The organism is Actinomadura nitritigenes (assembly GCF_017573545.1).
Classification (GTDB): Bacteria; Actinomycetota; Actinomycetes; order Streptosporangiales; family Streptosporangiaceae; genus Spirillospora; species Spirillospora nitritigenes.
Map to the genome: position 1 here is coordinate 113,634 of NZ_JAGEOK010000014.1, position 23,458 is coordinate 137,091.

Annotated in this window: 24 protein-coding genes and 1 tRNA gene; 10 read left to right on the top strand and 15 right to left on the bottom strand. The window is 71.9% G+C overall.

The features are described 5' to 3' along the window. Nucleotides 1-265 precede the first annotated feature (265 nt). The 4 genes from J4557_RS22680 to J4557_RS22695 all read left to right on the top strand — a co-directional run bounded on the left by J4557_RS22680 (nt 266) and on the right by J4557_RS22695 (nt 3,212). Complete coding sequence (locus tag J4557_RS22680) at nt 266-877, top strand: hypothetical protein (RefSeq protein ID WP_208268723.1); 612 nt, start codon at nt 266-268, stop codon at nt 875-877. A gap of 55 nt (nt 878-932) precedes the next feature. Next, nucleotides 933-1,412, top strand: coding sequence for a macro domain-containing protein (locus tag J4557_RS22685; protein ID WP_208268724.1), 480 nt, complete (start codon nt 933-935; stop codon nt 1,410-1,412). A gap of 105 nt (nt 1,413-1,517) precedes the next feature. Further along, the gene (locus J4557_RS22690; protein ID WP_208268725.1) at nt 1,518-2,660 is read left to right on the top strand and encodes a serine hydrolase domain-containing protein; all 1,143 of its coding nucleotides are present in this window, start codon (nt 1,518-1,520) and stop codon (nt 2,658-2,660) included. Nucleotides 2,661-2,753: 93 nt separating this feature from the next. After that, on the top strand, nt 2,754-3,212 hold the full coding sequence (locus J4557_RS22695; protein WP_208268726.1) for a hypothetical protein: 459 nt from the start codon (nt 2,754-2,756) through the stop codon (nt 3,210-3,212). 12 nt (nt 3,213-3,224) lie between these two features. On the opposite strand, the gene J4557_RS22700 is transcribed toward J4557_RS22695, so the two are convergent. From J4557_RS22700 to J4557_RS22715, 4 genes are all read right to left on the bottom strand, one after another. After that, nucleotides 3,225-4,475: an RNA polymerase sigma factor gene (locus J4557_RS22700; RefSeq protein WP_208268727.1), complete on the bottom strand. Its 1,251-nt coding sequence runs from the start codon at nt 4,473-4,475 to the stop codon at nt 3,225-3,227. After that, a complete protein-coding gene (locus J4557_RS22705; protein ID WP_208268728.1) occupies nt 4,472-4,825 on the bottom strand; it encodes a YciI family protein in 354 nt (117 codons plus the stop codon). The genes J4557_RS22700 and J4557_RS22705 overlap by 4 nt, the downstream gene beginning before the upstream one ends. Nucleotides 4,826-4,961: 136 nt before the next feature. Further along, nucleotides 4,962-5,705: a GntR family transcriptional regulator gene (locus J4557_RS51715; protein ID WP_208268729.1), complete on the bottom strand. Its 744-nt coding sequence runs from the start codon at nt 5,703-5,705 to the stop codon at nt 4,962-4,964. Nucleotides 5,706-5,810: 105 nt separating this feature from the next. After that, nucleotides 5,811-7,121, bottom strand: a complete 1,311-nt coding sequence (locus J4557_RS22715; RefSeq protein ID WP_208268730.1) for a helix-turn-helix transcriptional regulator — start codon at nt 7,119-7,121, stop codon at nt 5,811-5,813. A 251-nt stretch (nt 7,122-7,372) separates the two neighbouring features. Here J4557_RS22715 and J4557_RS22720 point away from each other — a divergent pair, with 251 nt between their 5' ends. Continuing rightward, on the top strand, nt 7,373-7,666 hold the full coding sequence (locus tag J4557_RS22720; RefSeq protein WP_208268731.1) for a hypothetical protein: 294 nt from the start codon (nt 7,373-7,375) through the stop codon (nt 7,664-7,666). A gap of 395 nt (nt 7,667-8,061) precedes the next feature. Here the strand turns inward: J4557_RS22720 and J4557_RS22725 are convergent, their stop codons facing one another. Next, the gene (locus J4557_RS22725) at nt 8,062-9,063 is read right to left on the bottom strand and encodes a pirin family protein (RefSeq protein ID WP_208268732.1); all 1,002 of its coding nucleotides are present in this window, start codon (nt 9,061-9,063) and stop codon (nt 8,062-8,064) included. Nucleotides 9,064-9,155: 92 nt separating this feature from the next. On the opposite strand from J4557_RS22725, the gene J4557_RS22730 reads away from it, so the two are divergent. Next, on the top strand, nt 9,156-9,614 hold the full coding sequence (locus J4557_RS22730; protein WP_208268733.1) for a MarR family winged helix-turn-helix transcriptional regulator: 459 nt from the start codon (nt 9,156-9,158) through the stop codon (nt 9,612-9,614). Between the two features lie 21 nt (nt 9,615-9,635). Here the strand turns inward: J4557_RS22730 and J4557_RS22735 are convergent, their stop codons facing one another. Beyond that, complete coding sequence (locus J4557_RS22735) at nt 9,636-10,067, bottom strand: MFS transporter (RefSeq protein WP_208268734.1); 432 nt, start codon at nt 10,065-10,067, stop codon at nt 9,636-9,638. A gap of 164 nt (nt 10,068-10,231) precedes the next feature. Between J4557_RS22735 and J4557_RS22740 the strand changes: the two genes are divergently transcribed. Further along, nucleotides 10,232-10,996, top strand: a complete 765-nt coding sequence (locus J4557_RS22740; RefSeq protein ID WP_208268735.1) for a M15 family metallopeptidase — start codon at nt 10,232-10,234, stop codon at nt 10,994-10,996. 61 nt (nt 10,997-11,057) lie between these two features. Here the strand turns inward: J4557_RS22740 and J4557_RS22745 are convergent, their stop codons facing one another. The 4 genes from J4557_RS22745 to J4557_RS49785 all read right to left on the bottom strand — a co-directional run bounded on the left by J4557_RS22745 (nt 11,058) and on the right by J4557_RS49785 (nt 14,047). Further along, the gene (locus tag J4557_RS22745; RefSeq protein ID WP_208268736.1) at nt 11,058-11,222 is read right to left on the bottom strand and encodes a hypothetical protein; all 165 of its coding nucleotides are present in this window, start codon (nt 11,220-11,222) and stop codon (nt 11,058-11,060) included. A 71-nt stretch (nt 11,223-11,293) separates the two neighbouring features. Continuing rightward, a tRNA-Ser gene (locus tag J4557_RS22750) sits at nt 11,294-11,382 on the bottom strand. A 39-nt stretch (nt 11,383-11,421) separates the two neighbouring features. Next, entirely contained in the window at nt 11,422-11,802 is a 381-nt protein-coding gene (locus J4557_RS22755; protein ID WP_208268737.1) for a cupin domain-containing protein, read from the bottom strand. Nucleotides 11,803-11,881: 79 nt separating this feature from the next. Next, complete coding sequence (locus tag J4557_RS49785) at nt 11,882-14,047, bottom strand: MinD/ParA family protein (protein ID WP_307800137.1); 2,166 nt, start codon at nt 14,045-14,047, stop codon at nt 11,882-11,884. Between the two features lie 201 nt (nt 14,048-14,248). Here J4557_RS49785 and J4557_RS22765 point away from each other — a divergent pair, with 201 nt between their 5' ends. Then, the gene (locus J4557_RS22765; protein ID WP_208268738.1) at nt 14,249-15,205 is read left to right on the top strand and encodes an NAD(P)H-quinone oxidoreductase; all 957 of its coding nucleotides are present in this window, start codon (nt 14,249-14,251) and stop codon (nt 15,203-15,205) included. Between the two features lie 13 nt (nt 15,206-15,218). Then, nucleotides 15,219-15,764 carry a bacterial proteasome activator family protein gene (locus tag J4557_RS22770; protein WP_208268739.1) on the top strand — a complete coding sequence of 182 codons (546 nt, stop codon included), beginning with the start codon at nt 15,219-15,221 and terminating at the stop codon, nt 15,762-15,764. 46 nt (nt 15,765-15,810) lie between these two features. On the opposite strand, the gene J4557_RS22775 is transcribed toward J4557_RS22770, so the two are convergent. Next, nucleotides 15,811-16,614, bottom strand: coding sequence for an HAD family hydrolase (locus J4557_RS22775; RefSeq protein WP_208268740.1), 804 nt, complete (start codon nt 16,612-16,614; stop codon nt 15,811-15,813). A 267-nt stretch (nt 16,615-16,881) separates the two neighbouring features. Here J4557_RS22775 and J4557_RS22780 point away from each other — a divergent pair, with 267 nt between their 5' ends. Then, nucleotides 16,882-17,766, top strand: a complete 885-nt coding sequence (locus J4557_RS22780; protein WP_208268741.1) for a tyrosine-protein phosphatase — start codon at nt 16,882-16,884, stop codon at nt 17,764-17,766. A 48-nt stretch (nt 17,767-17,814) separates the two neighbouring features. Here the strand turns inward: J4557_RS22780 and serS are convergent, their stop codons facing one another. The 4 genes from serS to J4557_RS22800 all read right to left on the bottom strand — a co-directional run bounded on the left by serS (nt 17,815) and on the right by J4557_RS22800 (nt 23,349). Then, nucleotides 17,815-19,074: a serine--tRNA ligase gene (gene serS / locus J4557_RS22785; protein WP_208268742.1), complete on the bottom strand. Its 1,260-nt coding sequence runs from the start codon at nt 19,072-19,074 to the stop codon at nt 17,815-17,817. Between the two features lie 103 nt (nt 19,075-19,177). Beyond that, nucleotides 19,178-20,011, bottom strand: coding sequence for a class I SAM-dependent methyltransferase (locus J4557_RS22790; RefSeq protein ID WP_208268743.1), 834 nt, complete (start codon nt 20,009-20,011; stop codon nt 19,178-19,180). 99 nt (nt 20,012-20,110) lie between these two features. Further along, on the bottom strand, nt 20,111-21,733 hold the full coding sequence (locus tag J4557_RS22795; RefSeq protein ID WP_208268745.1) for a hypothetical protein: 1,623 nt from the start codon (nt 21,731-21,733) through the stop codon (nt 20,111-20,113). Next, nucleotides 21,730-23,349, bottom strand: coding sequence for a hypothetical protein (locus J4557_RS22800; RefSeq protein ID WP_208268747.1), 1,620 nt, complete (start codon nt 23,347-23,349; stop codon nt 21,730-21,732). Before J4557_RS22800 ends, J4557_RS22795 begins: the two co-directional genes overlap by 4 nt. Nucleotides 23,350-23,458: the final 109 nt, after the last annotated feature.

Sequence of the window (23,458 nt, forward strand, 5' to 3'; positions counted from 1 at the left end):
ACTATTCGAACACAGTAGCGCACGCCTCCCACCCCGTCACCCGAACCCGCCAACTCCCCCGACGGCTCCCGGACGCGACTCTCGGACGCTGCTCCCGGACAGGCTTCGCGGCCGGAGGTGGCCCAGGCCGAACCTCCCACCACCCGGGCACGTCGAAACCGGCATGTTCGCGGGAAGCAGCCCATCCGGACGCGGCGCGCTCGCGGCGCCCTCGACCGCCGGGCCAGACGTCTTCGCAGCCATCCCCTTCCTGTTCTTCGGGCTCATGGCCTTGGTGGTCGCCGGAATCGTGTGGGGGGTGCTGCGGAACAGCCGGCGGATCAAGGCGCTCCACGCGCACGCGGCCCAGTGCGGCTGGTGGCCGATCACGGCCGACCAGCCGATGCCGGGCCCGGTCGCGCATGCGGCGCGGTCCCGGCGGACGAGGCTGGCCGTCGCGACGACGCGCGGGCAGCCGATGTGGCTGATCTGGCACCGCTGGACGGAGAGCAGCGGCGTCGGCGACGACCGCACGTCGTCCACCCACGACCTGACCCGCTACTTCCTGCTGCTCGGCCCGGGATACGAGGACGTGGAGGTCGTCAAGCGGACGGCCATCGGCGGGTTGTTCATGCCGGTCCGCGGCGTCGGCACCGGCGACGCGGACTTCGACAAGCGGTTCCTGATCCGCGGGCCCGGCGAGCACCAGGCCGTGCGGCTGCTCACGCCCCCGATCCGCGCGGCGATGCTCGCCGGCCACGCCCCCGCGTGGGCGGTCTCCGCCGGCGTGCTGATCTCCGCGTACTCCGTGCCGCCGTCCGTGGAGACCCTCGAACCGCGGGCGAACGCGCTCGTCGTCCTGTCCCGCATGCTGACCGGCCCCACCGCCGGCGGCTAGCGGCGGCGGCGGGCCGGGCGGGCGTTTGTCGGTGGCCCCGGATAGCGTCGCGATCATGGCGGTGATCCGATACCTCAAGGGCGACGCGACCTCGCCTCAGGCCAAGGGCCCGAAGGTCATCGCGCACATCTGCAACGACCGCGGCGGCTGGGGCCGGGGGTTCGTCGAGGCGGTCTCGCGGCGCTGGCCCGAGCCGGAGGCCGCCTACCGGCGCTGGCACCGCGAACGCGCCCGCAACGACTTCGCGCTCGGCGCCGTCCAGATCGTCCAGGTCAAGCCCGACACCTGGGTCGCGAACATGGTCGGGCAGCACGGCACCAGGCCGAGCCGGAGCGCCGGCCCGCCGATCCGCTACGAGGCGGTGCGCGCGTGCCTGCGCCGGCTCGCCGTGGAGGCAGCCGATCTCGGCGCGTCCGTCCACATGCCGCGGATCGGCTGCGGCCTGGCCGGCGGGCGCTGGGACCGCGTCGAACCGCTCATCACCGCCGAGCTCACCGGCCACGGCGTCCAGGTCACGGTCTACGACGCGGACTGACCGCCTCCGACTCCGGTGCCAGGCGGACGTTGGCTCTCGCGGGTGAGGCGCGTCCGGCACCGCGGTTCCTAGCGTGAGGGCTCCAACGATCAAGAAGGAGTCCACGTGTTCCGGAACAGGCGTGTCATGGTCGGCGCACTCGCCACGGGCCTCGCGGTCGGTGCGCTGGCGGGCACCGGCGTGCCCGCACGGTCCGCCGCGGCCGCCGACCGCACCGGGCTGCCCGCGATCCTGCATCGGCTGACCACGGACGACGGCGCGCCCGGGGCGCTCCTCGAAGTCCGGGACCGGAACCGCCGCACGGTGCTGACCAGCGGTGTCGGGGACGTGCGGAGCGGCACGCCCGTCCCCCGCGACAGCGCCTTCCGGATCGGCAGCGCGACGAAGCCGTTCGTGGCGACGGTCGTCCTTCAGCTGGTGGGCGAGCACCGCGTCGCCCTCGACGCGCCGGTCGAGCGCTACCTGCCCGGCGTCATCCGCGGGCACGGCAACGACGGGCGGCGCATCACCGTCCGGCAACTGCTCCAGCACACCAGCGGCCTGCCCGACTACCTGGACTACGTCACCCCGCAGGACATCCTCAAGGACCCGCTCGCCCACCATGACCTCCGCGACATGGTGGACGTCGCGCTCGCCCACCACCGCGTGTTCAAGCCCGGCACCGACTGGGAGTACTCCAACACCAACTACCTGGTGGCGGGCCTGCTCATCGAGAGCGTGACCGGCCACCCGTACGGCGACGAGATCCGCCGGCGCATCATCGAACCGCTCGGCCTGACCGCGACGTCGGCGCCGGTCGACGACCCGGCGATCCCCGGACCGCATCCGCGCGGGTACGTGCGGCCGGGCGAGGGCGCGCCGCTCATGGACGTCACCGAGCTCAACCCGTCGGTCGCGGGACCGGGCGGCGGGATGATCTCCAGCGCGCCCGACCTCGGCCGGTTCATGGCCGCCCTGCTCGACGGCCGCCTCCTGCGCCCGGCCGAGCTGCGGGAGATGATGCGGACCCGCCCGACCGGCAACGCGGACGGCCGCGCCTACGGCCTCGGCCTGGAGAGCAGGCCGCTGCCCTGCGGCGGTCTCTACTGGGGCCACACCGGCGACATGCTCGGATTCGAGACGGTCACCGGCGCCACCGCCGACGGCAGGCAGGCGACGGTCATGGTGAACCTCGACCCGGGCGGCTCCGACGCGCAGGACGCCGACATGGAGACCGCCGTCCAGACGGCCCTCTGCGACGCCTCGTGAGCAGACCTCCGATCACTCATCGTATACCAGTCGTATACCGATAGTTGAGATGGTCCCTTCGAAGCGGCCCAAGCCACAGAGAAGGGAAGTGCCATGCGGGGACGAAAGGCGACGTGGAAGACGACGACCGGCTGGTTGCTCACCGTCGGTGCGATCGCGGCAGGCGGCATCGCCGTCTCGGCCGGGACCGCCAGCGCCGGTGACGGATGCGTGCCCTACAAGGGCGGATGCGGCAAGGTCGTCAACCACACGACGCCGATCACCACCTGCATCTCATGGCACGGCAACGGCGACGACGGCACGTACCAGACGTCCGGCTACTGCAAGAAGAAGGGCAAGGTGTACACCAACGGCACGTCCACCGCCACGCACGACGTGGACGCCATCTACATCCCCAAGGGGATGAAGTTCGTCGGATCGGGGCGAAGCCACAACCGCCTGTTCCCCAGCTCCTGGTGCGGAGGGAAGCGGTCGTGGACGCACCGCGGCAACGGGTGGTGGAAGTTCGGCAACTACTGCACCATCACGCTCGACTACTGGACCACTCCCTGACGCTCGCGCCGATCAGCAGCCGGTAAGGGCGGTGAGCTTGCGGCGGAACGTGGCGCGCTCCGGTTCGTTGCCGGCGAGCGCCAGCGCGGCCCGGTAGGCGGCGGCCGCTTCCTCGGTGCGGCCGAGGCGGCGCAGCAGGTCGGCGCGCGCCGCGTGGAGCAGCGGGTAGCGGCGCAGTTCCGCGGCGCCGCTCAGCTCCTCCAGCAGGACGAGCCCCGCCTCCGGGCCGTCGCGCATGGCGACGGCCACGGCCCGGTTCAGCGCGACGAGCGGGGACGGCTCGATCCGGAGCAGCACGTCGTACAGCGCGGCGATCTGCGGCCAGTCGGTGGCGTCGAAGCAGGCCGCCTCGTCGTGCAGCGCCGCGATCGCGGCCTGCACGGCGTACGGCCCGGCGCCGGGACCGGTCAGCGCCGCCACGACGAGCCCCTGCCCCTCGGCGATGAGGTCGGCGTCCCACAGCGCGCGGTCCTGGTCTTCGAGCAGGACCTGGTTCCCCGCCGGGTCGACCCGCGCCGCGCGCCGCGCGTCGGTGAGAAGCAGCAGCGCGAGCAGGCCCGTCACCTCCCGCTCCCGGGGCAGCAGCGCGTGCAGGATCCGCGCGAGCCGGACGGCCTCGTCGGCCAGACCGGGGCGCAGCAGGTCGTCACCGGAACTGGCGGCATAGCCCTCGGTGAAGACGAGGTAGACGGCGCGGAGCACCCCGGGCAGCCGGTCCGGCAGCTCGTCCGGCCCCGGCACCCGGAACGGGATGCGCGCCTCGCGGATCTTGCGTTTCGCGCGCACGATCCGCTGCGCCATCGTCGCGGTCGGCACCAGGAACGCGCGGGCCACCTCGGGCGTGGTGAGCCCCGCGAGGAACCGCAGCATCAGCGCCGTCCGCGCCTCCTCCGGCAGCGCGGGATGGCAGCAGGTGAAGAACAGCCGCAGCCGCTCGTCGGGGATGTCGTCGAAGCCGGGCTCAGCCGGGGCGGCGGCGGCCCGGTCGCTCTCCACCCGCAGCTCGGCGAGGCGCGCCGCGTGCGCCCGGTCGCGGCGGATCCGGTCGAGCGCCTTGCGGCGGGCCACCGTCAGCAGCCACGCCAGCGGCTTGTCCGGCACGCCGTCGACCGGCCACCGCTCCAGCGCGGTCTCCACCGCGTCGGAGACGACCTCCTCGGCGAGGTCGAGATCGCCGAAGCGGGCGGCGAGCAGCGCGAGGAGCCGGCCCCGGTCCTCGCGGAACACCGCCTCCACGGAGCGGGCCGCCCGCCCCCCGCTCACGACGCGTCCGGCTCCCACACCGTGCGGACCTCGACGGTGCCGTACCGCGCCCCGGGGCACCGCGCCGCCCAGTCCAGCGCCGCGTCCAGGTCGGGGACGTCGATCAGGTAGTAGCCGCCGACGATCTCCCGCGTCTCGGCGAACGGCCCGTCCGTCACGACGCGCTCCCCGCTCGCCCGGACGTGCACGGTCGTCGCGGTGCCGAGGTCCAGCGCGTTGCCGTCGAGCTTGACCCCGGCGTCGGTGACGGCCTTCTCGTACGCCATGAACTCCTCCACGGTCGGCTCCCCGGCCGGCGGCTCCTCGGCCGACTCGGGCGACCACGTGTTGATCAGCAGCAGGTACTTCACCGCGCGCTCCTCACACCTAGGGACGATTGCACGGTAATGACGCACCCCCACCCCCCGAATCGACACCACCCCCGGAAATTCTTCCGACGTGGGCATCCGCAACGAGCACCCTCCACCAGCGGTTGCGGCGAGGGACCTATCCGACGGGAATGAGGTAGCCCAACTCGTAACGATCGGTGGGGATGACGATGTCCGCCGTCTCCACCGGACGGTCGGCGGTGCGGTACGTCCGGCGAATCACCATGACGATCGCGCCGACCGGCTCACCGAGCTCCTCCGCCTCGGCGGCGAGGATCGGCCGGGCGGTGACGACCTCCTCCGCCGTCTCGACCCGCTGCCCGATCGCCCGCATCCGTGCGACGACACCGGCGCCCGTGTACGGCCCTTCCTCCGGGAACATGACCTGCGTGCCCCGGGTGATCGCGAGCGGCTCCCAGGAGACCGACGTCATGACCGGCCGACCGTCGGCGAGGTAGGTGTAGCGGCTGCACATGACGGCGTCGCCCGCCGCGATACCGAGACGCTCCGCGACCGCCTCGCTCGCCTGCTCGGTCGAGGACGAGACGTGCCAGTCGCCGGTCCGTCCCTGCCGGGCCATCTCCTCACGGAACGGGCTGGTCGTCCGGCCTTCCTTGTACCAGTAGCGCGAGAGCCGCTTCAGCTCCGGCCGGCGGCGCACGTACGTCCCAGAGCCGGAGCGCGCTTCCAGATGCCCCTCGGAGGTGAGCAGCCGGACGGCCTGGAGCGCGACCGCGTCCGAGACGCCGTACCGCTCGCGCAGCTGCGGGCGCGAGGGGATCTTGTCGCCCGGCGCCAGCACCCCGTCCATGATCTGTTGCCGCAGGTCATCCGCTATGCGCTGGTATGCGGGCTGCGTCACGGTTGCTCCGGTGGCCGGGGGCGGGCGATGTCCAGGGACAGCTTGACAGCCGAACTCGCGAGATCGCCATGCCGGACGCGGGACGCCTTGCCACCCCGTCTGCGGTCAGGCGGCGGCAAGCTCTCGCAGTTCCCGCGCCGCCGAGAGCCCCCGCGCACTTCTGGGGAGAGTGGCGAGAACTTGTTCGGCCAACTGCCGCGTGGCCATGACGGGCCGGGGCCGCTCCTGGAGCGACGCGACCGCCGACTCCGTCCCCTCGCGCACCTCGCCGCGCCTGACCAGGTCGACCGCGCGCATGAGACGCAGGTTGACGATGGGCGCCGTGGCCGTTGGCGGATAGAGCGTTTCGGCGTAGTCGACCGCCACTCCGGCTCGTTCATCACCGACGATGGTGTGGACGTACGCCTCGTTCCAATAGAGCTGGCTCTCCTGGAAGTCGAGGATGGTCTGCTCCCCGGAACCGCGCGGTAGGTGCTCGAACGTGCGCTTCAGCATGTCGAGAGTGTCGTGCGCCGTGGCCATATCGCCGTGAGAGGCGGCCATGTAGGCGCCCGCAGCATAAGCCCGCGCGAGGCCGGAGGACGGTCTTCCTGCGGCGATCCGCTCCGCGTCCTTGACCAGAGTCATGACGGAATGGTGCGAACCGCTCGCCCATCCGGCCCACTGCGCCGCCCTGCCACGGACCCAGACGCGCAGCATGCGGTCGCCCGACGCGTCGGCCGCTCGGCGCGCCGTGTGCCACGTCCGGCGCGCGGCGCGGTCCTCGCCCAGGTTGCCCAGCGCCTCGGCCAGAACGCCCGAGAGACCGGCGCTCACCCGCAGGAGCCCGGCCTGCTCACGAGGCGGGCGGCCCTGCTTGAGGAGTTCACCCAGCGCGACGACGTCCGCGGTCACGGCCGGGACGATCGACTCGAAAGGCTGCCGATAAATCCGATGGCCGTATTCATGGACGACCCGCTCCCACTCCTCGACATCTTCACTGCGGCCGAGGACGTGGTCGATGCCGGACAGCAGCTCTTCTATGACGCCGGGCGGGACGACGCTTCCCGCGCCGATCGCTGCGATCAACTGGAGTGCGGCGCGCCTTTTCACATCGTCGTCCCGAGGGTCGAGGGCAGGCACCTTGACCGTACCCGTGACGGCCGTGACCGCATCATGACCGTCCGTACGCGGGGCCGGAAAGAGGTCGTCCGGCTCCATTCCGAAGGCGGCGGCGTAGGCGTGCGCCCATTCGCGCGGGAAATGCCTGCCCTTCTCGTGGTCGAGGATCTGGCGCGCGAGGTTGGCGACGGAGCCTTGGCGCAACCCGGCGGCCTGCATCAACCGCCGGGCCATCTCGTGCTTGCCCCACCCGCGGGCCTCGCGTTCGACCTGGATGCGGACGGCCCATGACGGACGGGGCTGCTCGCTGGTCATCGTCGTGCCACCTCGCGCTCTGACCGGAGAACCCGGAGACGGGGAGCCTCTCCGGGGCTTCTCCGCCATTCTCCACTGCCATCACGCGGTGTGACGGCGTTTCACTGTACGAAGCGGGACGCGCGTCGGGGCTTGGCGGCCAGGGCGGTGGTCTGGCCGCCGGCGCCGCGTCCCATCCCTGCGGATGAGACGGCCCCGGCGCGGCGATTGCGGCGCCAGCCGGGGCCTGACCAGGAAATGAGGTCCTGGCTGTGGCGAATCGTACGATCTCCGGCGACCCGCTCGCGGCGCTTGCGGCACATCTGTCGGCGCATCGGCTCGCGGTGGAGCTGACGTCGCGCGGACTGCGGGTCGTCAATCCAGACGTTCCGGGCTGCTGCGCCGAGGTGGAGCGGGCGTCCGATCTCATCACTTGCCGCGCGCGGCCCGAGGACTTCGGGAACGGGTGGTTCTGGACGTCGTGGGGCGAGCCGATCGCGCGCGCCGACCGCATCACCGACGCGGCCGTCATCATCCGCGGCTACCTGGCCGGGGCCGGACGGTGACGGCGCCGTGGGCGGCCGTCGAGCTCGATCCCGAGCGGGTGGCGGCGGAGCTGGCGCGCCGGTTTCCGGGTGCGTCGGCGTGGTGGGGCGAGTTCACCGGACGGTGGTGGGCCTTCGCGCGTGACCAGTGGGGACATGACCGGCTGGTCGAGGCCGCGGACCCCGCGGCGCTTGCGCAACTGTTGCACGAGATCGGTGCGGGGCGGCGTCCACCGTCCTCCGCGCCGGACGTCGTGCCGGTCCGGCGTGCCGACGTGGCGGCTTGTCGACATGTGGGCCGGGCCGAGTCGCGGCGCAGGCGTCCGCGACGGCGCGGGTGGTTCCGCAGGGCGTTCGCCTTCTAGACCGGGGCGATGGTGCGGGGTGGCCCCCGGCCCCGCACCATCGCTCCTTTGTCAGGCCAGGTTCTCGTCGGCCGCCGAGAGGTGCGGGACGGGGACCGTGCCCATGCGGCCGGCCTGGAAGTCCTCGAAGGCCTGCACGATCTCGTCACGGGTGTTCATGACGAACGGCCCGTAGCGGGCGACCGGCTCGCGGATCGGGAGGCCGCCGAGGACCAGGATCTCCCAGCCGTTCGCGCTCGCGGCGGGCTGGGAATCGGCGGCGCGGACGACCAGGCCGTCCTGCGAGCCGTGGTGGTGCGAGCCCGCGAAGACCGCGAGCTGCCCCTCGTCCAGGCCGACCTCCTCGACGCCGACGGTGCCGCGTCCGGACAGGACGTAGACCATCGCGTTGAAGTCGCGCGGCCACGGCAGGGCGAGCCGGGCGCCCGGCGCGACGGTGGCGTGCAGGTAGTTGATCGGCGTGTAGGTGACGCCGGGGCCGTCGTGCCCGGCGAGGGAACCGGCGATCACCCGGACGAGCGAGGAGCCGTCGTCGGCGGCGAGCAGCTTCACGTCGCGGGCCTGGATGTCCTGGTAGCGGGGCTGCACCCACTTCTGCGCGCGCGGCAGGTTCACCCAGAGCTGGACGCCGTGGAACAGGCCGCCCTTGGCGACGAGCTCGGGCGGCGGCTGCTCGATGTGCTGGATGCCGGACGCGGCCGTCATCCACTGGGTGGCGCCGTCGGAGATGAGGCCGCCGCCGCCCGTGGTGTCCTGGTGCTGGAACGCGCCGTCGATGATGTAGGTGACGGTCTCGAAGCCGCGGTGCGGATGCCACGGGGTGCCCTTCGCCTCACCGGGGGCGTACTCGACGGCTCCCATGTGGTCGAGGAGGAGGAACGGGTCGGCGAGCGACAGGTCGATGCCCGGGAACGGGCGGCGGACCTCGAAGCCCTCGCCCTCCAGGTGGCGCTTCGCGGTCACGACCTTCGCGACGCGGCGCCAGTCGGTGTCGGCGTCCGGCAGCAGCGGCAGCCGGGGCAGGGTCAGCGGGTCGGCCATCACGGCTGGCATGGGGTCCTCCTCCGTCGGGTGCCCGTCCGTGGCGGGCGTTGCCCCCTACAATCTAGTTGATGCTTCAACTATTCCCCCACTATACTGATCCCATGAGCGAACCACGCTGGCTCGATGCCTCCCAGCAACGCGATTGGCGGGCCTACGTGGACGGCAGCGTCCGGCTCACCGAGATCATGGACCGGGACCTGAAGACCAAGCACGGCCTCTCGGTGTCGGAGTACGAGATCCTCGTCCGGCTGTCCGAGGCGTCCGGCCACCGGCTGCGCATGGCGGAGCTCGCCGAGAACGCCAGCCAGTCCCGCAGCCGGCTGTCCCACACCTGCTCCCGGCTGGAGTCGAAGGGCCTGGTCAAGCGGGACAACTGCGGCACCGACAAGCGCGGCGTCTACGCGCAGCTGACCGAGGACGGCTTCGCGACGCTCGAACGCGCCGCCCGCGACCACGTCGAGGTCGTCCGCGAGTACCTCATCGACGTGATCGAACCCGAGGACCTGGAGGCCATCGGGCGCGCCTTCGGCGCCGTCCTCAAGCGGCTCGGCGCGACCTGACCGGCGCCGGCACGCCGGCGTCTAGAGCGTGACCGTCACCCCGGTCAGGAACCCCACCGACACCAGCGTGAGGAACACCCACGCCAGCATCATCCCCGCGCCGAACGACCGCCACCGGCCGCCGACCTTCCACATCAGCAGCCCGCCCAGCCCGAACGCCAGCACCAGCAGCGTGACGAACTGCGGCAGCAGGCTCGGCCGCCGGCTGTTCATCAGCGGCGCGTACATCATCACGAAGTCGACGAACACGAACAGCCCGAACCCCGCGGCGATCGCGCCGACCTCCCGGCCGCTCAGCGACCGCGTGCGCTCGGCGAAGTCCAGCGCGCGCTCCGACCGCAGCCGCAGCCGCGGCCGCTCCGCGTCCGCGGCGGGCTCCTCCTGCACGCTCTGCGCGACGGCGAAGATCTCGTCCTCGAGGCTCGGGACGTCCCTCTCCTGCGGATCCGCCATTCCGGCTCCCTGAGGGCCGGCGGATGCCGGGCGACATGCCCGGCGAGGTGGACGACGTTCGCGGCCCGTTCGCCCCGGCCCCTTTCCGGCGGACGCGCCGTCAAACGCACCGTAGCGAATCCGAGGTCCAACGCGAAGGCCACGCGACGTGCGATCCTGCAAAGATGCCAGCTAGAGGGCCACTTCGCAGTGCGGCGTTCGCCGCCGTGTTCATCGCCGTGTCGGCCGCCGCGACCGGATGCGGCAACGGATCCGACGACGGGGGCAAGTCCGGGACGGCGACTCCCGCCACGCCGCCGACCGCGACCGGCACCGCGACCGGGACCGGCCCGGCGTCGCCGTCCGCGAAACCGACGAACCAGAAGTTCGCGGCGCAGATCACAAAGGTCACCGCCGCCGACCTCAAGTACTCCTGGCACCGGGGCTGCCCGGTCGCCCCGTCCGGGCTCCGGATGATCCAGATGACGTACTGGGGCATGGACCACAAGCCGCACGACAACGGGCAGCTCGTCGTGAACGAAAAGGCGGCCGGCGACCTGGTCACGGTGTTCCGCAAGCTCTACAACATGCGCTACCCGATCGAGCGCATGGAGCCGGTCGACAAGTACAAGGGAAGCGACTTCGCCTCCATCGAGGCCGGCAACACCTCCGCGTTCAACTGCCGCAACGCCACCGGGTCCAACTCGTTCTCCCAGCACGCCTTCGGCCTCGCCGTCGACCTCAACACGTGCCAGAACCCGTACGTCTACGCGGACGGGCACGTCGCCCACAAGAACTGTGCGAAGTACGCGAACCGGAAGAGCCGCGATCCCGGGGTGATCCACGCCGGCGACCGGGTGGTGAAGGCGTTCGCGTCGATCGGCTGGGGCTGGGGCGGCGAATGGAGCGGCGCCCGCGACTACCAGCACTTCAGCAGCAACGGCCGCTGACCGGGGCCCGCGCACGGGGGATGGACGCACCGTCGCGTCCGCGCGGGCGGCCGCCCGGGGATCAGACCATCATGAGCGCGATCACGCCGACCACGACCACGACCGCCACGACGGCGAGGCCGACGACGAGGGGCATGTTCGGGCCGGACTTCTCCGCCGGCGCACGGTTGGCGAAATTCTGAAACTGGTGGGTGGTGCCTGCCGGATCATTCGGTGTCTGCGACATGCCGAAGAGAGTAACGGATGCCTTCCGCCCGATTCGGGCGGTTTCACGGGCCCGCATCGCCCGATTCCGAGCGGAGAGTGTGGGATTCGAACCCACGAGGACTGTCCCCAGCCCTGGGCGCTTTCAAGGCGCCTGCACTAGTCCACTATGCGAACTCTCCTCGGCCACGCCCGGGTGGCCACGGCCAACGATAGCGGGCTCACCCGGGCGTCTCGACCGCATATCCCGGGATCGACGGCCACCGGACGGTCATGACGACGGACTCCTCCTCGGCCTGCCAGGAGTGGTCGACGCCGCGTCCCCACACCACGTAGTCGCCGGGCTCGGCGAGCACGACGTCGCGTCCGGGGAACTCCAGCCGGAACCGGCCGCTGATCAGCACGAGCAGCGCCGTGCGCTTTTCACCGTCGGTCCAGCGCGCGCGCCGCTCGCCCTTGGGATGGACACCCCATTTGATCTCGATGTCCTCGCTGTGCCGCAGGTCGCCGGGCGGCTTGAAGTGGCCCAGCAGCCAGCCGCGGTCCCCCGCCGCGTCCGCCGCGGCCCTGCCCACGTAGACGCCCTGGTCGTCGCTCTCCACGGGAGGCGACTCTAGCGGCGGCGGCACGCGGGCCGGGCCGGGCGGAGCGGCCGGAGGACGTCCCGTTCCGGCGGCCGGGTCAGGCGGAGGTGTCGGGGCGCGGGTAGGCGAAGCCGTCGCCGACGATCGCGGCGAGGGTCAGGTACGCCTCGCGCGTCGCGGGGGCGAGCTGCTCCAGAGCCACTTCGGCGCCCTCCTCCAGATGGTCGTCGTAGGGGATGCGGACGACGGCGCGGCAGCGGCTCTCGAAGTGGGCCTGCAGCTTGTCCAGGTCGACCTGGCTGCGGGTGCGGTTGCGGACCATCGACAGCACCACGACGCCGTTGCGGACGAGGTGGCCGTGGTCGTGCGCCTCCAGCCAGTCGAGGGTCGCGCTCGCGGACCGGGCGCCGTCCACCGACGGGGAGCTGACCAGGACGAGCTGGTCGGCGAGGCGCAGCACCCCGGACATCGCGGAGTGCAGCAGGCCCGTCCCGCAGTCGGTGATGCAGATGGAGTAGTACTGCTCCAGGACGGCGGCGACGGCCTCGTAGTCCTCGGCGCTGAACGCCTCGCTGACCGCGGGGTCGCGGTCGGACGCGAGCACCTCCAGGCGCGCGGCGTTCTGCGAGGTGAAGGCGCGGACGTCGGCGTACCGCTGGATCTTGTCGCGGTTGTTGAGCAGGTCGCGGACGGTCGCGGCGGTCTCCAGGCGGACCTTGTCCGACAGCGTGCCGCGGTCGGGGTTGGCGTCCACGGCGATCACGGTGTCGCCGCGCATGGAGCCGAGCATCGAGCCGAGGCCGGTCGTGGTGGTGGTCTTGCCGACGCCGCCCTTGAGCGACATCACCGCGACGCGGTGGTGGCCGCCCGCCACGGGGGTGCGGGCGCGGGCGATGAGGTCCTTGCGGCGCATCTCGCTCTGCGACTCGCCGGGGTGGACGCTGCCGCCGGTGGCCTTGTAGACGGCGCGCCGCCAGCCGGAGGACGGCGCGATGCGGCGCTCGCCGAGGAGGTTCTCGGAGCTGAGGCTGTCGGCGCTCGTCGGGTCGGTCTGCTGCTGCGGCTGCCCCGGGTACTGGTGGCCCGGCGGGACCTGCTGGTACGCGCCGGGCTGGCCGGGCTGCGGCTGGCCCGGGTGGGGCGGCTGGCCCGGCTGCGGGTAGGCGTAGCCCTGGTACGGCTGGGCCGGATCGCCGCCCGGCGGCATCGGCGTGTACGGCCGTCCGGTGCTCGGGTCGATCGGATGGGCCTGGCCGGTGTTCGGGTCGACCATGTACGGCTGGCCCGTGTTGGGGTCGACCGGGTAGGGCTGCCCGGTGCTGGGGTCGACCGGGTACGGCTGGCCGCCCGGGTTCTGCGGGTAGGGCTGCCCGGTGTTCGGGTCGACCGCGTACGGCTGCGCGCCGGCGTTCGGATCGTGCGCGAACTGCTGCGCGTTCGGATCGTGCGCGAACTGCTGCGCGTTCGGGTCCTGGGCGAACTGCTGGGCGTTGGGGTCCACCGGGAACGGCTGGGCGCTCGGATCCTGCGGGAACGGCTGGGCGCTCGGGTCCGCCGGGAACTGCTGCCCGGCGTTGGGGTCCTGCGGGAACGGTTGGACGCCGTTCGGCTCGCCGTGGAACGGCTGGGCACCGCCCGCGTTCGGGTCCGGCGGGGGCGGGAACGGCTGGTCGGGCATGTAGGGCGGCAGCTGGTCGAGCGGCGGCGCGCCCTGGCCGTTGCCCGCGTCGTACGGCTGCGGCGGCCCGGTCTCCCAGGGCTGCCGGGGCTCGAACGGCTGGTAGCCGCCGTACGGCGGGGGCAGCATGCCGCCCTCGAAGGGCTGCGGCATGGGACCGCCGTCGTAGGGCGGCAGGTTCTGCGCGGGCGGCGCGGTGGGCGGCGGCGGGCCGAACCCCTCCGGACCGTAGTTCTCGGGGACGTAGTTCTCTGGGCCGTAGGTCTCCGGGCCGAAGTTCTCCGGCGGCTGGAGCGGCGGCGCGGTAAGCCACGGGTTGGCGTTCGGGTCGTGCTGGGGCTGCTGCTCCGGCTCGCCGGGTGCGCCCTCCGGCTGCGCCGCCGGAGGCTGCTCGGGCTGCGGGCCCTGCTGCTCGGAGGGCGCGGGCTGCTGGGGCGGCGCGGGAGGCGCCTGCGCCCCCGGCTGCTCGCCCTCGGTGGCGGCGGGCGGGGCGGCGTCGGACGGCCCCGTCGACTCGCCGCTCATCGCGTCGAGGGAGGCCAGCCGCTCCTCCAGGGAACGCCCGTCGTGCTCGTTCCTCGCCACCGATTTCTCCCCTCGGGCACACCTCAGATGATCATTACGGAGCAGGAGGGCAAAACGGCCCCCAGGAAGGATACCCGCGCGTCAATACCACGCATCACGTCCGTAGATCCACTTTTCCCGGCGGGGCCGCGCGGAGGGCGCCGGAGGCGGTGTCCGGACGCGCGGAAGTGCGCCCGCCCCTCGCCCGGTAGCGTGACCGTCATGCATGCGATCGTGATTCGCGAGCCGGGGGACGCCGACGTCCTGGAATGGACGCGGGTGCCCGATCCGGAGCCGGGGCCCGGCGAGGTGCTGGTCGAGGTGGCGGCGAGCGCGGTGAACCGCGCGGACGTCATGCAGCGGATGGGCTTCTACGACCCGCCCGAGGGCGCCCCGCCGTATCCGGGGCTGGAGGTGTCGGGACGGGTCGCCGCGCTGGGCGAGGGAGTGACGGGCCTCGCACCGGGCGACGAGGTGTGCGCGCTGCTGTCCGGCGGGGGCTACGCCGAGCTGGTCGCCGTGCCCGCGTCGCAGGTGCTCCCGGTACCGTCCGGTGTCGACCTCGTGGACGCGGCCGGGCTGCCGGAAGTGGCGTGCACGGTGTGGTCGAACGTGTTCATGCTCGCCGGGCTGGGCGCCGGGGAGACGTTCCTGGTGCACGGCGGCGGCAGCGGCATCGGGACGCTCGCGATCCAGCTGGCGAAGGCGCGCGGCGCGAGGGTGGCGTGCACCGTCGGCAGCGCGGAGAAGGCGGACCGCTGCCGCGAGCTGGGCGCCGACGTCGTCGTCAACTACCGCGAGGACGACTTCGTCGAGAGCGGCCCGTACGACGTGATCCTGGACGTGATCGGCGCGAAGTACCTGGCGCGGAACGTCGAGGCCCTCGCGACCGGCGGGCGGCTGATGATCATCGGCCTGCAGGGCGGCACGAGGGCGGAGCTGGACATCAACGCGCTGCTGCGGAAAAGGGCGCTCGTCCACGCAACGGCGCTGCGATCCCGTCCGTTGGAGGAGAAGGCGGAGATCGTGGCGGCCGTCCGCGAGCACGTGTGGCCGCTGCTGGAGTCGGGGAAGGTCCGCCCGGTGGTCGACCGGCGCGTGCCGATCGCCGACGCCGCCGCGGCGCACCGGCTGATGGAGGAGAGCGGCCACGTCGGCAAGATCCTGCTGACCGTGTGAGGATGAGGGAGATATGAGCGAGCCTTCGAAGAACCAGTCGGAACAGGAACCGCACGTGCTCGTGGTCGGGCCGAACGGCATCGCCATGGAGAGCGCGGGCGAGGGCGGCGAGCACGAGGGCAAGTCGATCACCGAGATGGTCGAGCAGCCCGCGAAGGTCATGCGGATCGGCGGGATGATCCGCCAGCTGCTGGACGAGGTCAAGGCCGCCCCGCTGGACGAGGCGAGCCGGGCCCGGCTGCGGGAGATCCACAAGTCGTCCATCAAGGAGCTCGAGGACGGCCTGGCCCCGGAGCTGGTCGAGGAGCTGGAGCGGCTGTCGCTGCCGTTCGCCGACGAGTCCGTGCCGAGCGAGGGCGAGCTGCGGATCGCGCAGGCGCAGCTGGTCGGCTGGCTGGAGGGGCTGTTCCACGGCATCCAGACGACGCTGTTCGCGCAGCAGATGGCGGCGCGCGCGCAGCTGGAGCAGATGCGCCGGGCACTGCCCGCGGGGATGATGCCGCAGGGCATGGAGCAGCAGCAGGAGGAGGGACCCCGCTCGTCCGGTCCCTACCTGTAGGACGTCGGAACGGCGGCCGCACCCGGCACCACGGGTGCGGCCGCGGTCACGGGAACAGGCGTTCCAGGATCTGCGCCACGCCGTCGTCGTCGTTGCGGGACGTCCTGTGCGTCACGGCGGCGAGGACGAGCGGGTGCGCGTTCGCGACCGCGTACGACGTGCCCGCCCACGCGAGCATCGGCAGGTCGTTGGGCATGTCGCCGAACGCGGTGACGTCGGCGGGGCCGATGCCGTGCTCGGCGCACAGGTCGGCGAGGGCGCTGGCCTTGGTGACGCCGTGCGCGCTGATCTCCAGCAGCCCCCGCCCGGACGAGTGGGTGACCGTGACGAGGTCCCCGACGGCCTTCTCGGCCCGCGCGGCCAGCTCGTCGGGGTTCGCGTCGGGGTGGAAGGCGAGCAGCTTGGTGCCGGGGCTCGCGATCAGCTCGGCGCCGTCGACGGGCCGGCCGCCGAGCGCCTCGGCGTCCCAGCGGGACAGGTCGTAGCTGGCCTCGAACACGAAACCGGTCGGGTACTCGACGGCGAACCGGAAGCCGGGCGACACGCCGCGCAGCCGGTCGACGGCCTCGGCGAGCACGTCCGGCGGGATCTGCCGGGCGTGCACGACGGTCTCGGAGTGCAGGTCGTAGACGAGGGCTCCGTTCGCGCAGATGGCGAGGCCGCGGTGCCGGACGGCGGCGGCGATCTCCGTCATCCAGCGCGGGGGGCGGCCGGTGACCATGACGAGCATCGCGCCGGCCTGCTCGACGCGCTCGAGGGCGGCGACGGTGCGGGCGGAGATGGTCCCGTCGGAGCGCACGATCGTGCCGTCGAGGTCGGTGGCGATCACGCGCGGCGCAGGTTCGGTCATGTCACCTTCCAGGTCGGCTCGGACTCACCTTAGGCGACGGGTCCGACGGGATATCCGCCCGGTCGCCCCGTCCATCCGGTCGCACTCGGTTCGACCGGTGCGCTCGAAGTTCGGGCGAAGGTGCCGGTTCGGTGGGATACGCCGCTTCTTCACGCGTTCGCGTCCTGTTCCCGCCACGGCCCTTCCGCCCCGCCCGCCGCGCACCTAGGGTGTGGGGTCATCCGAATCTTCTTCACGTTCCCTCCCCCCGCGTGCGGAAGGCAGCAGATGACCTCCCGAACCCCCCGCCTGGTGTCGGCCGCGCTCGCGGGCGCCGTCGCGCTGGCCCCCTTCACCCTCCCGGCCTCCGCGTCCGCCGCGCCGCCGATGGCCGCACAGACCGCCTCCACCGTCCGCGACATCGCGGTGGACGGCGCCGTCAACGTCCGCGACATCGGCGGATACACGGCACGGGACGGCCGGCACGTGCGCTACGGCCTCGTCTACCGGTCCGCGTCGCTCAGCAAGGTCACCGCCACCGGCGTCGCGCAGCTCCAGCGGCTCGGGCTGGCCGCCTCCGTCGACTTCCGCTCGCAGCTCGAAGTCGGCATGTCGGGCGCCGACAAGCTGCCCGCCGGGGTCGCGCCCGTCGCCGCGAACATCAACGCGTTCTCGCCGACGCTGCTGACGATGGTCCCCGACCTGCTCAAGGCGATCCTCGCGCAGGACAAGCCCGGCGAGTTCATGGCGCTGTCGTACCGCGGGTTCGTCCACGACCCCGACTCCCGCAAGCAGTTCGCCACCGCGCTCACCCGCATCGCGTCCGGCAAGGGCCCCGTCCTCTACCACTGCACCGAGGGCAAGGACCGCACCGGCGTCATGACCGCGATCCTGCTCACCGTCCTCGGCGTCCCCAAGGCCCAGGTGTACGCCGACTACCTGCGCTCCAACCAGGAGCTCGCCGGCCAGAACGCCGCCGAGCTCGCCGAGCTGGAGAAGGTCGGCATCGACCCGGCCCTCGCCGAGCCGTTCCTGACCGTCCGCGCCTCCTACCTGGACACCGCGTTCGACCAGATCACGCGGGACTACGGGACGTTCGACGCGTTCGTCGCCAAGGGCCTCGGCATCGACGCCGCCACCCGGGCCGCGCTGCGCAACCGGCTCCTGAAATAGCGAAAAGGGCCCGTCCGGCACGCGGACGGGCCCTTTTCGCTCGGTCGTTCAGCGCTTCACGGGCTCGAGGACCTCCAGGCCCAGGAACTTCTGCAGCGCCTCCGGGACGCGCACCGAACCGTCCGCCCGCTGGTGGTTCTCCAGGATCGCGACCATCCAGCGCGTCGTCGCCAGCGTCCCGTTCAGCGTCGCGACGGGCTGGTTCTTCCCGTCGGCGTCCTTGTACCGCACCGACAGGCGCCGCGCCTGGAACTCGGTGCAGTTCGACGTCGACGTGACCTCGCGGTAGGTGTTCTGCGTCGGCACCCACGCCTCGCAGTCGTACTTGCGCGCCGCGCTCGCCCCGAGGTCGCCCGCCGCCACGTCGATCACCCGGTACGGGATCTCGACCTTCGCGAGCATCTCCTTCTCCCACTCCAGGAGCCGCAGGTGCTCGGCGTGCGCGTCCGCCGGGTCGCAGTAGGAGAACATCTCCACCTTGTCGAACTGGTGGACCCGGATGATGCCGCGCGTGTCCTTGCCGTACGAGCCGGCCTCGCGGCGGAAGCACGACGACCACGCCACGTACCGCCGCGGCAGCTCGTCGATGATCTCGTTCATGTGGTACGCGGCGAGCGGCACCTCGGACGTCCCCACCAGGTACAGCTCCTCCTGCGGGAGCTGGTACACCTCCGCCGCGTGCGCGCCGAGGAACCCGGTGCCCTCCATGGCCTCCGGCTTCACCAGCACCGGCGGGTACATCGGCACGAACCCGCTCGCGACCGCCTGCTCCATCGCCAGGTTCAGCAGCGCGTACTGCAGCCGCGCGCCGACCCCGGTCAGGTAGTAGAACCGGGCGCCCGACACCTTCGCGCCGCGCTCCATGTCGATCGCGCCGAGGCTCTCGCCCAGCTCCAGGTGGTCCTTCGGCTCGAAGTCGAACGCGGTGGGCTCGCCGACGTGCTCCAGGACGACGTAGTCCTGCTCACCGCCGGGCGGGGCGCCCTCCTCGATCAGGTTCGGCACGCCCTTCAGCGCCGCGTCCAGCTCCTCGCCGAGCCGGTCGGCCTCCGCCTCCCGGTCCTTGACCTGCTGCGCCAGCTCCTTCGCGCGGGCCAGCAGCGCCTGCCGCTCGTCGCCCTGCGCCCGCGACACCGACTTGCCGAAACTCTTCTGCTCGGCGCGCAGCTGCTCGAACGAGGTCAGCGCGGAGCGCCGCCTCCCGTCCAGGTCCAGCAGCCGGTCGACGACGGCGTCATCCTCACCGCGGGCGCGCTGCGAGGCGCGCAGCCGCTCGGGATCCTCTCGAAGAGCTCGCAGGTCAATCACAGACCCGAGGCTACCGGCCCCGAGCCCTCCGGCGCGCGCGAGTATCGCGGTCCGGTCGGGTCGCCGTCCGCGCGCGATCCGATGCCCGCGCCGCGGCGGCCGGTCAGCGGCGCGCGCTCGCCAGCAGCGCGTGCGCGGGCAGCGCCACGCGCATGCCGTCGACGCCGTCCGCACCGTCGGCGCCGTCCGGCAGGGCGTACCCGGCGACGATCCGGTCGTACTCCGCCTTGATCCGCGCGACGGTCGCCGCGTCCTGCCGGCTCACCGCGACGCCGTTGCTGCCGACCCTGGACAGCGCGCCCGTCTCCCACCACTCCTCGGGGTCGACGACGTGCTCCCAGGTCACCTCCTCGACCGCCACGTCGGCGAAGCCCGCCTCCACCACCAGCCGCTGGAACGCCATCGCCTCGCCGTACTCCATGAACGGCGACGGCGGGATGTCGTCCGGCCACGGCACCCCGGCCGCGTCCATCGCCTCCCGCACGACCGCGAGCGCGCCGACGCCCGGCATCACCCAGCAGCTCAGCGCCAGCCGCCCCTCCGGCCGCAGCACCCGCCGCAGCCCGGCGAGCGCCGCGTCCGGCGCGCCGACGTGGTTGATGACGAAGTTGCCGACGGCCGCGTCGAACGTCCCGTCCGGGAACGGCACCTCCGGCAGCACCGCCACCCGGACGTCCAGCCCCGGCACGTTCCGCCGCGCCGTCTCCGCCATGCCCGGCTCGGCGTCCAGCGCGGACACCTCCGCGCCGCGCCGCACCGCCTCCGCCGCCACGAAGCCCGGCCCCGTGCCGACCTCGAGCACCCGGGTCCCCGCCGCGACGCCCGCCGCGTCGAGCAGCGGCCCGACCATGTACCGCGTCATCCGGGCGAATCCCCGCTCGTACGCGGGGGCGCGCCCGGCCCACAGCTCGCGCTCGTAAAGATCAAAGTCGACCACGAGGGCAGCGTACGCCAACCTACGTCCCCGTAACCGGCGGTCCTGTCACCCGGTCCTCCGCCCGAAGGGCGAGCCCGCCTCGACCTCGTCACGCGCCTCTCATTGCACGTCCACGAAGTCGGTGGGCTTGTTGGAGGCGAGGTATGCGGCGCTGCCGTTGTAGGAGGCCTTCCACGTGCCGTCCTGGGTGGCCTTGAACGTCTTGCTGAACCAGCCGTTGGACGCCGTCTTCACGACCGCCACCTGCGTCCACTTCGACGAGCCCTTGACCTGGAAGTAGAGGGAGACCGGCGCGTTCGGCCCAGGCAGCTTCTTGTCCATGTACCGGAACAGCTGCCCTTTGACGGTGATGCTCTTCCCCTTCTTCACCGGCTCAGGAGAAGCGTTGAACCCGGCGATGGCCGTCCCGTACCGCACGTCGACGAAGGTGGGAGTGGTGACGAGCGGCTTGTAAAGCCCGTCCCCCGCGTACCGGACCCGCCAATAGCCGTCCTTCTCCGTGTGCGCGTCCGCGGCGAAGAAGTCGAAGCCGCCGGCCGCCGTCGTCGTGCCGGACGTGGCGCGCGCCCACGTCTTGCCGTCGGTGGAGAACTCCAGGAACACCGGTGCGCCGGCGATCGCGCCCCAGTCGCCGACGAGCTTTCCGGTCACCTCCAACGAGCCGCGGTACGCCAGTGGCCGCGGCGAGTAGGTGAGGCCGGAGATCCGCGCGGTCCTGGACAGGTCCACCGTCCCGAGATCGACGGACCCGCCGGTCAGGAAGAACGTCTCGGGCGTCTCGATCAGGAGCCGGCCCGACCGCGTCACCGGGAAGGACGCGTCGAAGGTCCCGTCGGCGCCCGTTGTCGGCCACGTACCGCCGCTCGTCTTCGGCACGGCGACGGTGTTCGCCGTTCCCTCCTGGTAGTCGATCGTGACCGAGAGGCCGCTGACGGGCATGGGGCCGGCCGAGCCGTCCCGCATGACCGTGCCGTGGACGGTGACCTCGGCTCCATCGCGCGTGGGACGCACCGACACGAGCCGCGCCGTCGTCTCGGTCGCCTCCTTGACGACCGTCAGCGGGGTCGACTCCGTGGCCCCGCACAACGCCCCTTGCCGTGCGACCGACACCGACATCGAGGGATCTGTGGCGGTGAGGGTGAACGCTCCGTCCGCCCCGGTGCGCGCAGTGCCGTTCCCCGCCCTCACCGTCGCTCCCTCGGCGGGTTCGAGGGGTTCGTCGCGGTACTTTCGCACCATGACCCGCCCTTGGTAGGTCACGTCCGGGTGCTCGATGTCGATCGTCTTCGGGGCGTATCCGACATCGGTGATGGAAGTCGGATGGCAGTCGACGAATCCGCCGGACCGGCTCGACGTGGAGCCGTCGGCGGACCGGACGGTCACCTGGACGATGTTCGTGCCCGGGTGTTCCTCCGCGTCGGCCCGGAGCGCGGCCTGCCAGGTGCCGTCCTTGTCGGTGCCGTCGACGAGCGTGAACCGCAGCGCCGCATAAGGAGCGGCGGCGGGCGGATTCACCGCCGTGCCGTCGACGGCGACGATCCCGTCGGACGACTTGGCCTTGAGCGTGAAGGTCGCGATCCGATCGTGCGACATCCGGTCGAAGGCCGACGTCAACTGGACGTCATGGATCTCCGCATGGGCGACCGCCGGGGCGACGACACTCGCCGCCGTCACGGCGGCGGCCGCGAGGGACGCCTTGGTCGCCTTCCCGCGGCGACTCATCGGACATCCACGTAGTCGCTGGGCTTGTTGGAGGTGATGTAGTTCGCGCTGCCGTTGTAGGAGGCCATCCACGTGCCGTCCTTGGCCGCCTTGAAGTTCTTGCTGAACCACCCGTTGGACGCCGTCTTCACGACCGCCACCTGGGACCACTTCGTCGAGCCCGACGGCTTGAAGTAGATCGACACCGGCGCGTTAGGGCCGGGAACCGCCTTGTCCATGAAGCGGTACAGCAGGCCCTTGACCGTGATGGTCTTGCCCTTCTTCACCGGCTCAGGGGAGGCGTTGAAGTTGTAGATCTGCGTCCGGTACTTGATGTCGACGTAGACGGAGTTGCTGACGGACGGGCCGACGAGCGCGCTGCCCGCGTACCTGGCCCGCCAGTAACCGTCCTCCTTCGGAAGTGTGTTCGGCGAGAAGTAGAAGGTCCCCGGGTACTGCGGTTCCCGCTGGAACAGGGTCCACTTCTTGCCGTCCCGGGAGAACTCGAGATCCACCGGCAGGTTCGTGATCCCGTTGGAGTTCGGGAGCAGCGCCAGCCGTCCGGACGCCTCGATCGGGTCGCCGTAAGGCAGCGGGCGCCGCCCCACGGTGAAGTCCGTGATCCGGGTGGCGTTGCCGATGGTGAACGGACCCAGCTCGGCCTTGCCCTCGGCGAGGAAGCCACTGCTGTCCGAGGCGTGCACCGTGAGCTTGCCGGACTTCCCGACGGTCCATCCCGCTTTGAAGGTGATCTGGAACGTCCCGTCCGGCCCCGTCGACACAGCGCCGGGCGGGTCGAAGTACAGCAGGTCTTTCGGCACCTCCACCCACACCGGGACACCGGCGACGGGGACCGTGCCGGCGGCTCCGTGCCGCACGACCTTTCCCCTCACCACCACGTCCCCCTGGGCGGTCATCGGCGCGGACGGCGTCGCCTGCGCGGTGATCTCCATGGCCTGCAGGTTCACCGTCGGGTTCGCGGGTGCGCTCACGGGGCACAGCTGTCCCTGCCGGTGGACGTAGCTTCCCGGCCACGGCGTGCCGGTGAACTGCTGGACGTACCGGCCGTCCTGGTCCGTCGTCGCCTCCGGTTTCGTCGCCGGCCCGTCGACCAGGACGCCCACCGCCGGCTCCGGCGCGGTGTCGCGGCTCTTCTGGACCATGACCCGGCCGCGCAGCGTCACGTCCGAGTGATCGATGTCGATGACGGAGGGCGAGCTCGTGAAGTCGTCGATGGTCGTCCGGTAGCAGTCGTCGAACGACGTCACCTTCCGGAACGTGGCTCCGTCCGCCGTGGTGATGAGCACCTCGACGAAACTGAGACCGGGACGGCTCTGGATGTCGGGCCGCAGTTCGGCCCGCCAGACGCCGTCGTTGTCCGTCCCCCCTGCCCGCGTGAACTCGAGCGCGGCGTACGGTTCCGCGCTGGGGGACCGGTAGTGCACGTTCGCGCGGACACCGGTGACTCCGGACGCCGACGTCGCGGCGACCTCGATGGTGGCCACGCGGTCCGGGTCCAGGATGTCGAAGGCGGTGGTCACCTTCACACCGGCGGCGTCCGCGTGGGCGGCGGTGGGGACGAGCACGGCCGACGCCGCGAGGGCGGTCGCGGCCAGGAAGGACGACGTACGGCGCAAGGAAGGGCCTCTCCGCTGGCGTTCAGAGAACGATCAGGAGACGTCCAAGATCGACTGCCGGTTGGCGCGTCCGGAAGGCCCGGTGATCACATTTCGGTCACCGGATTTT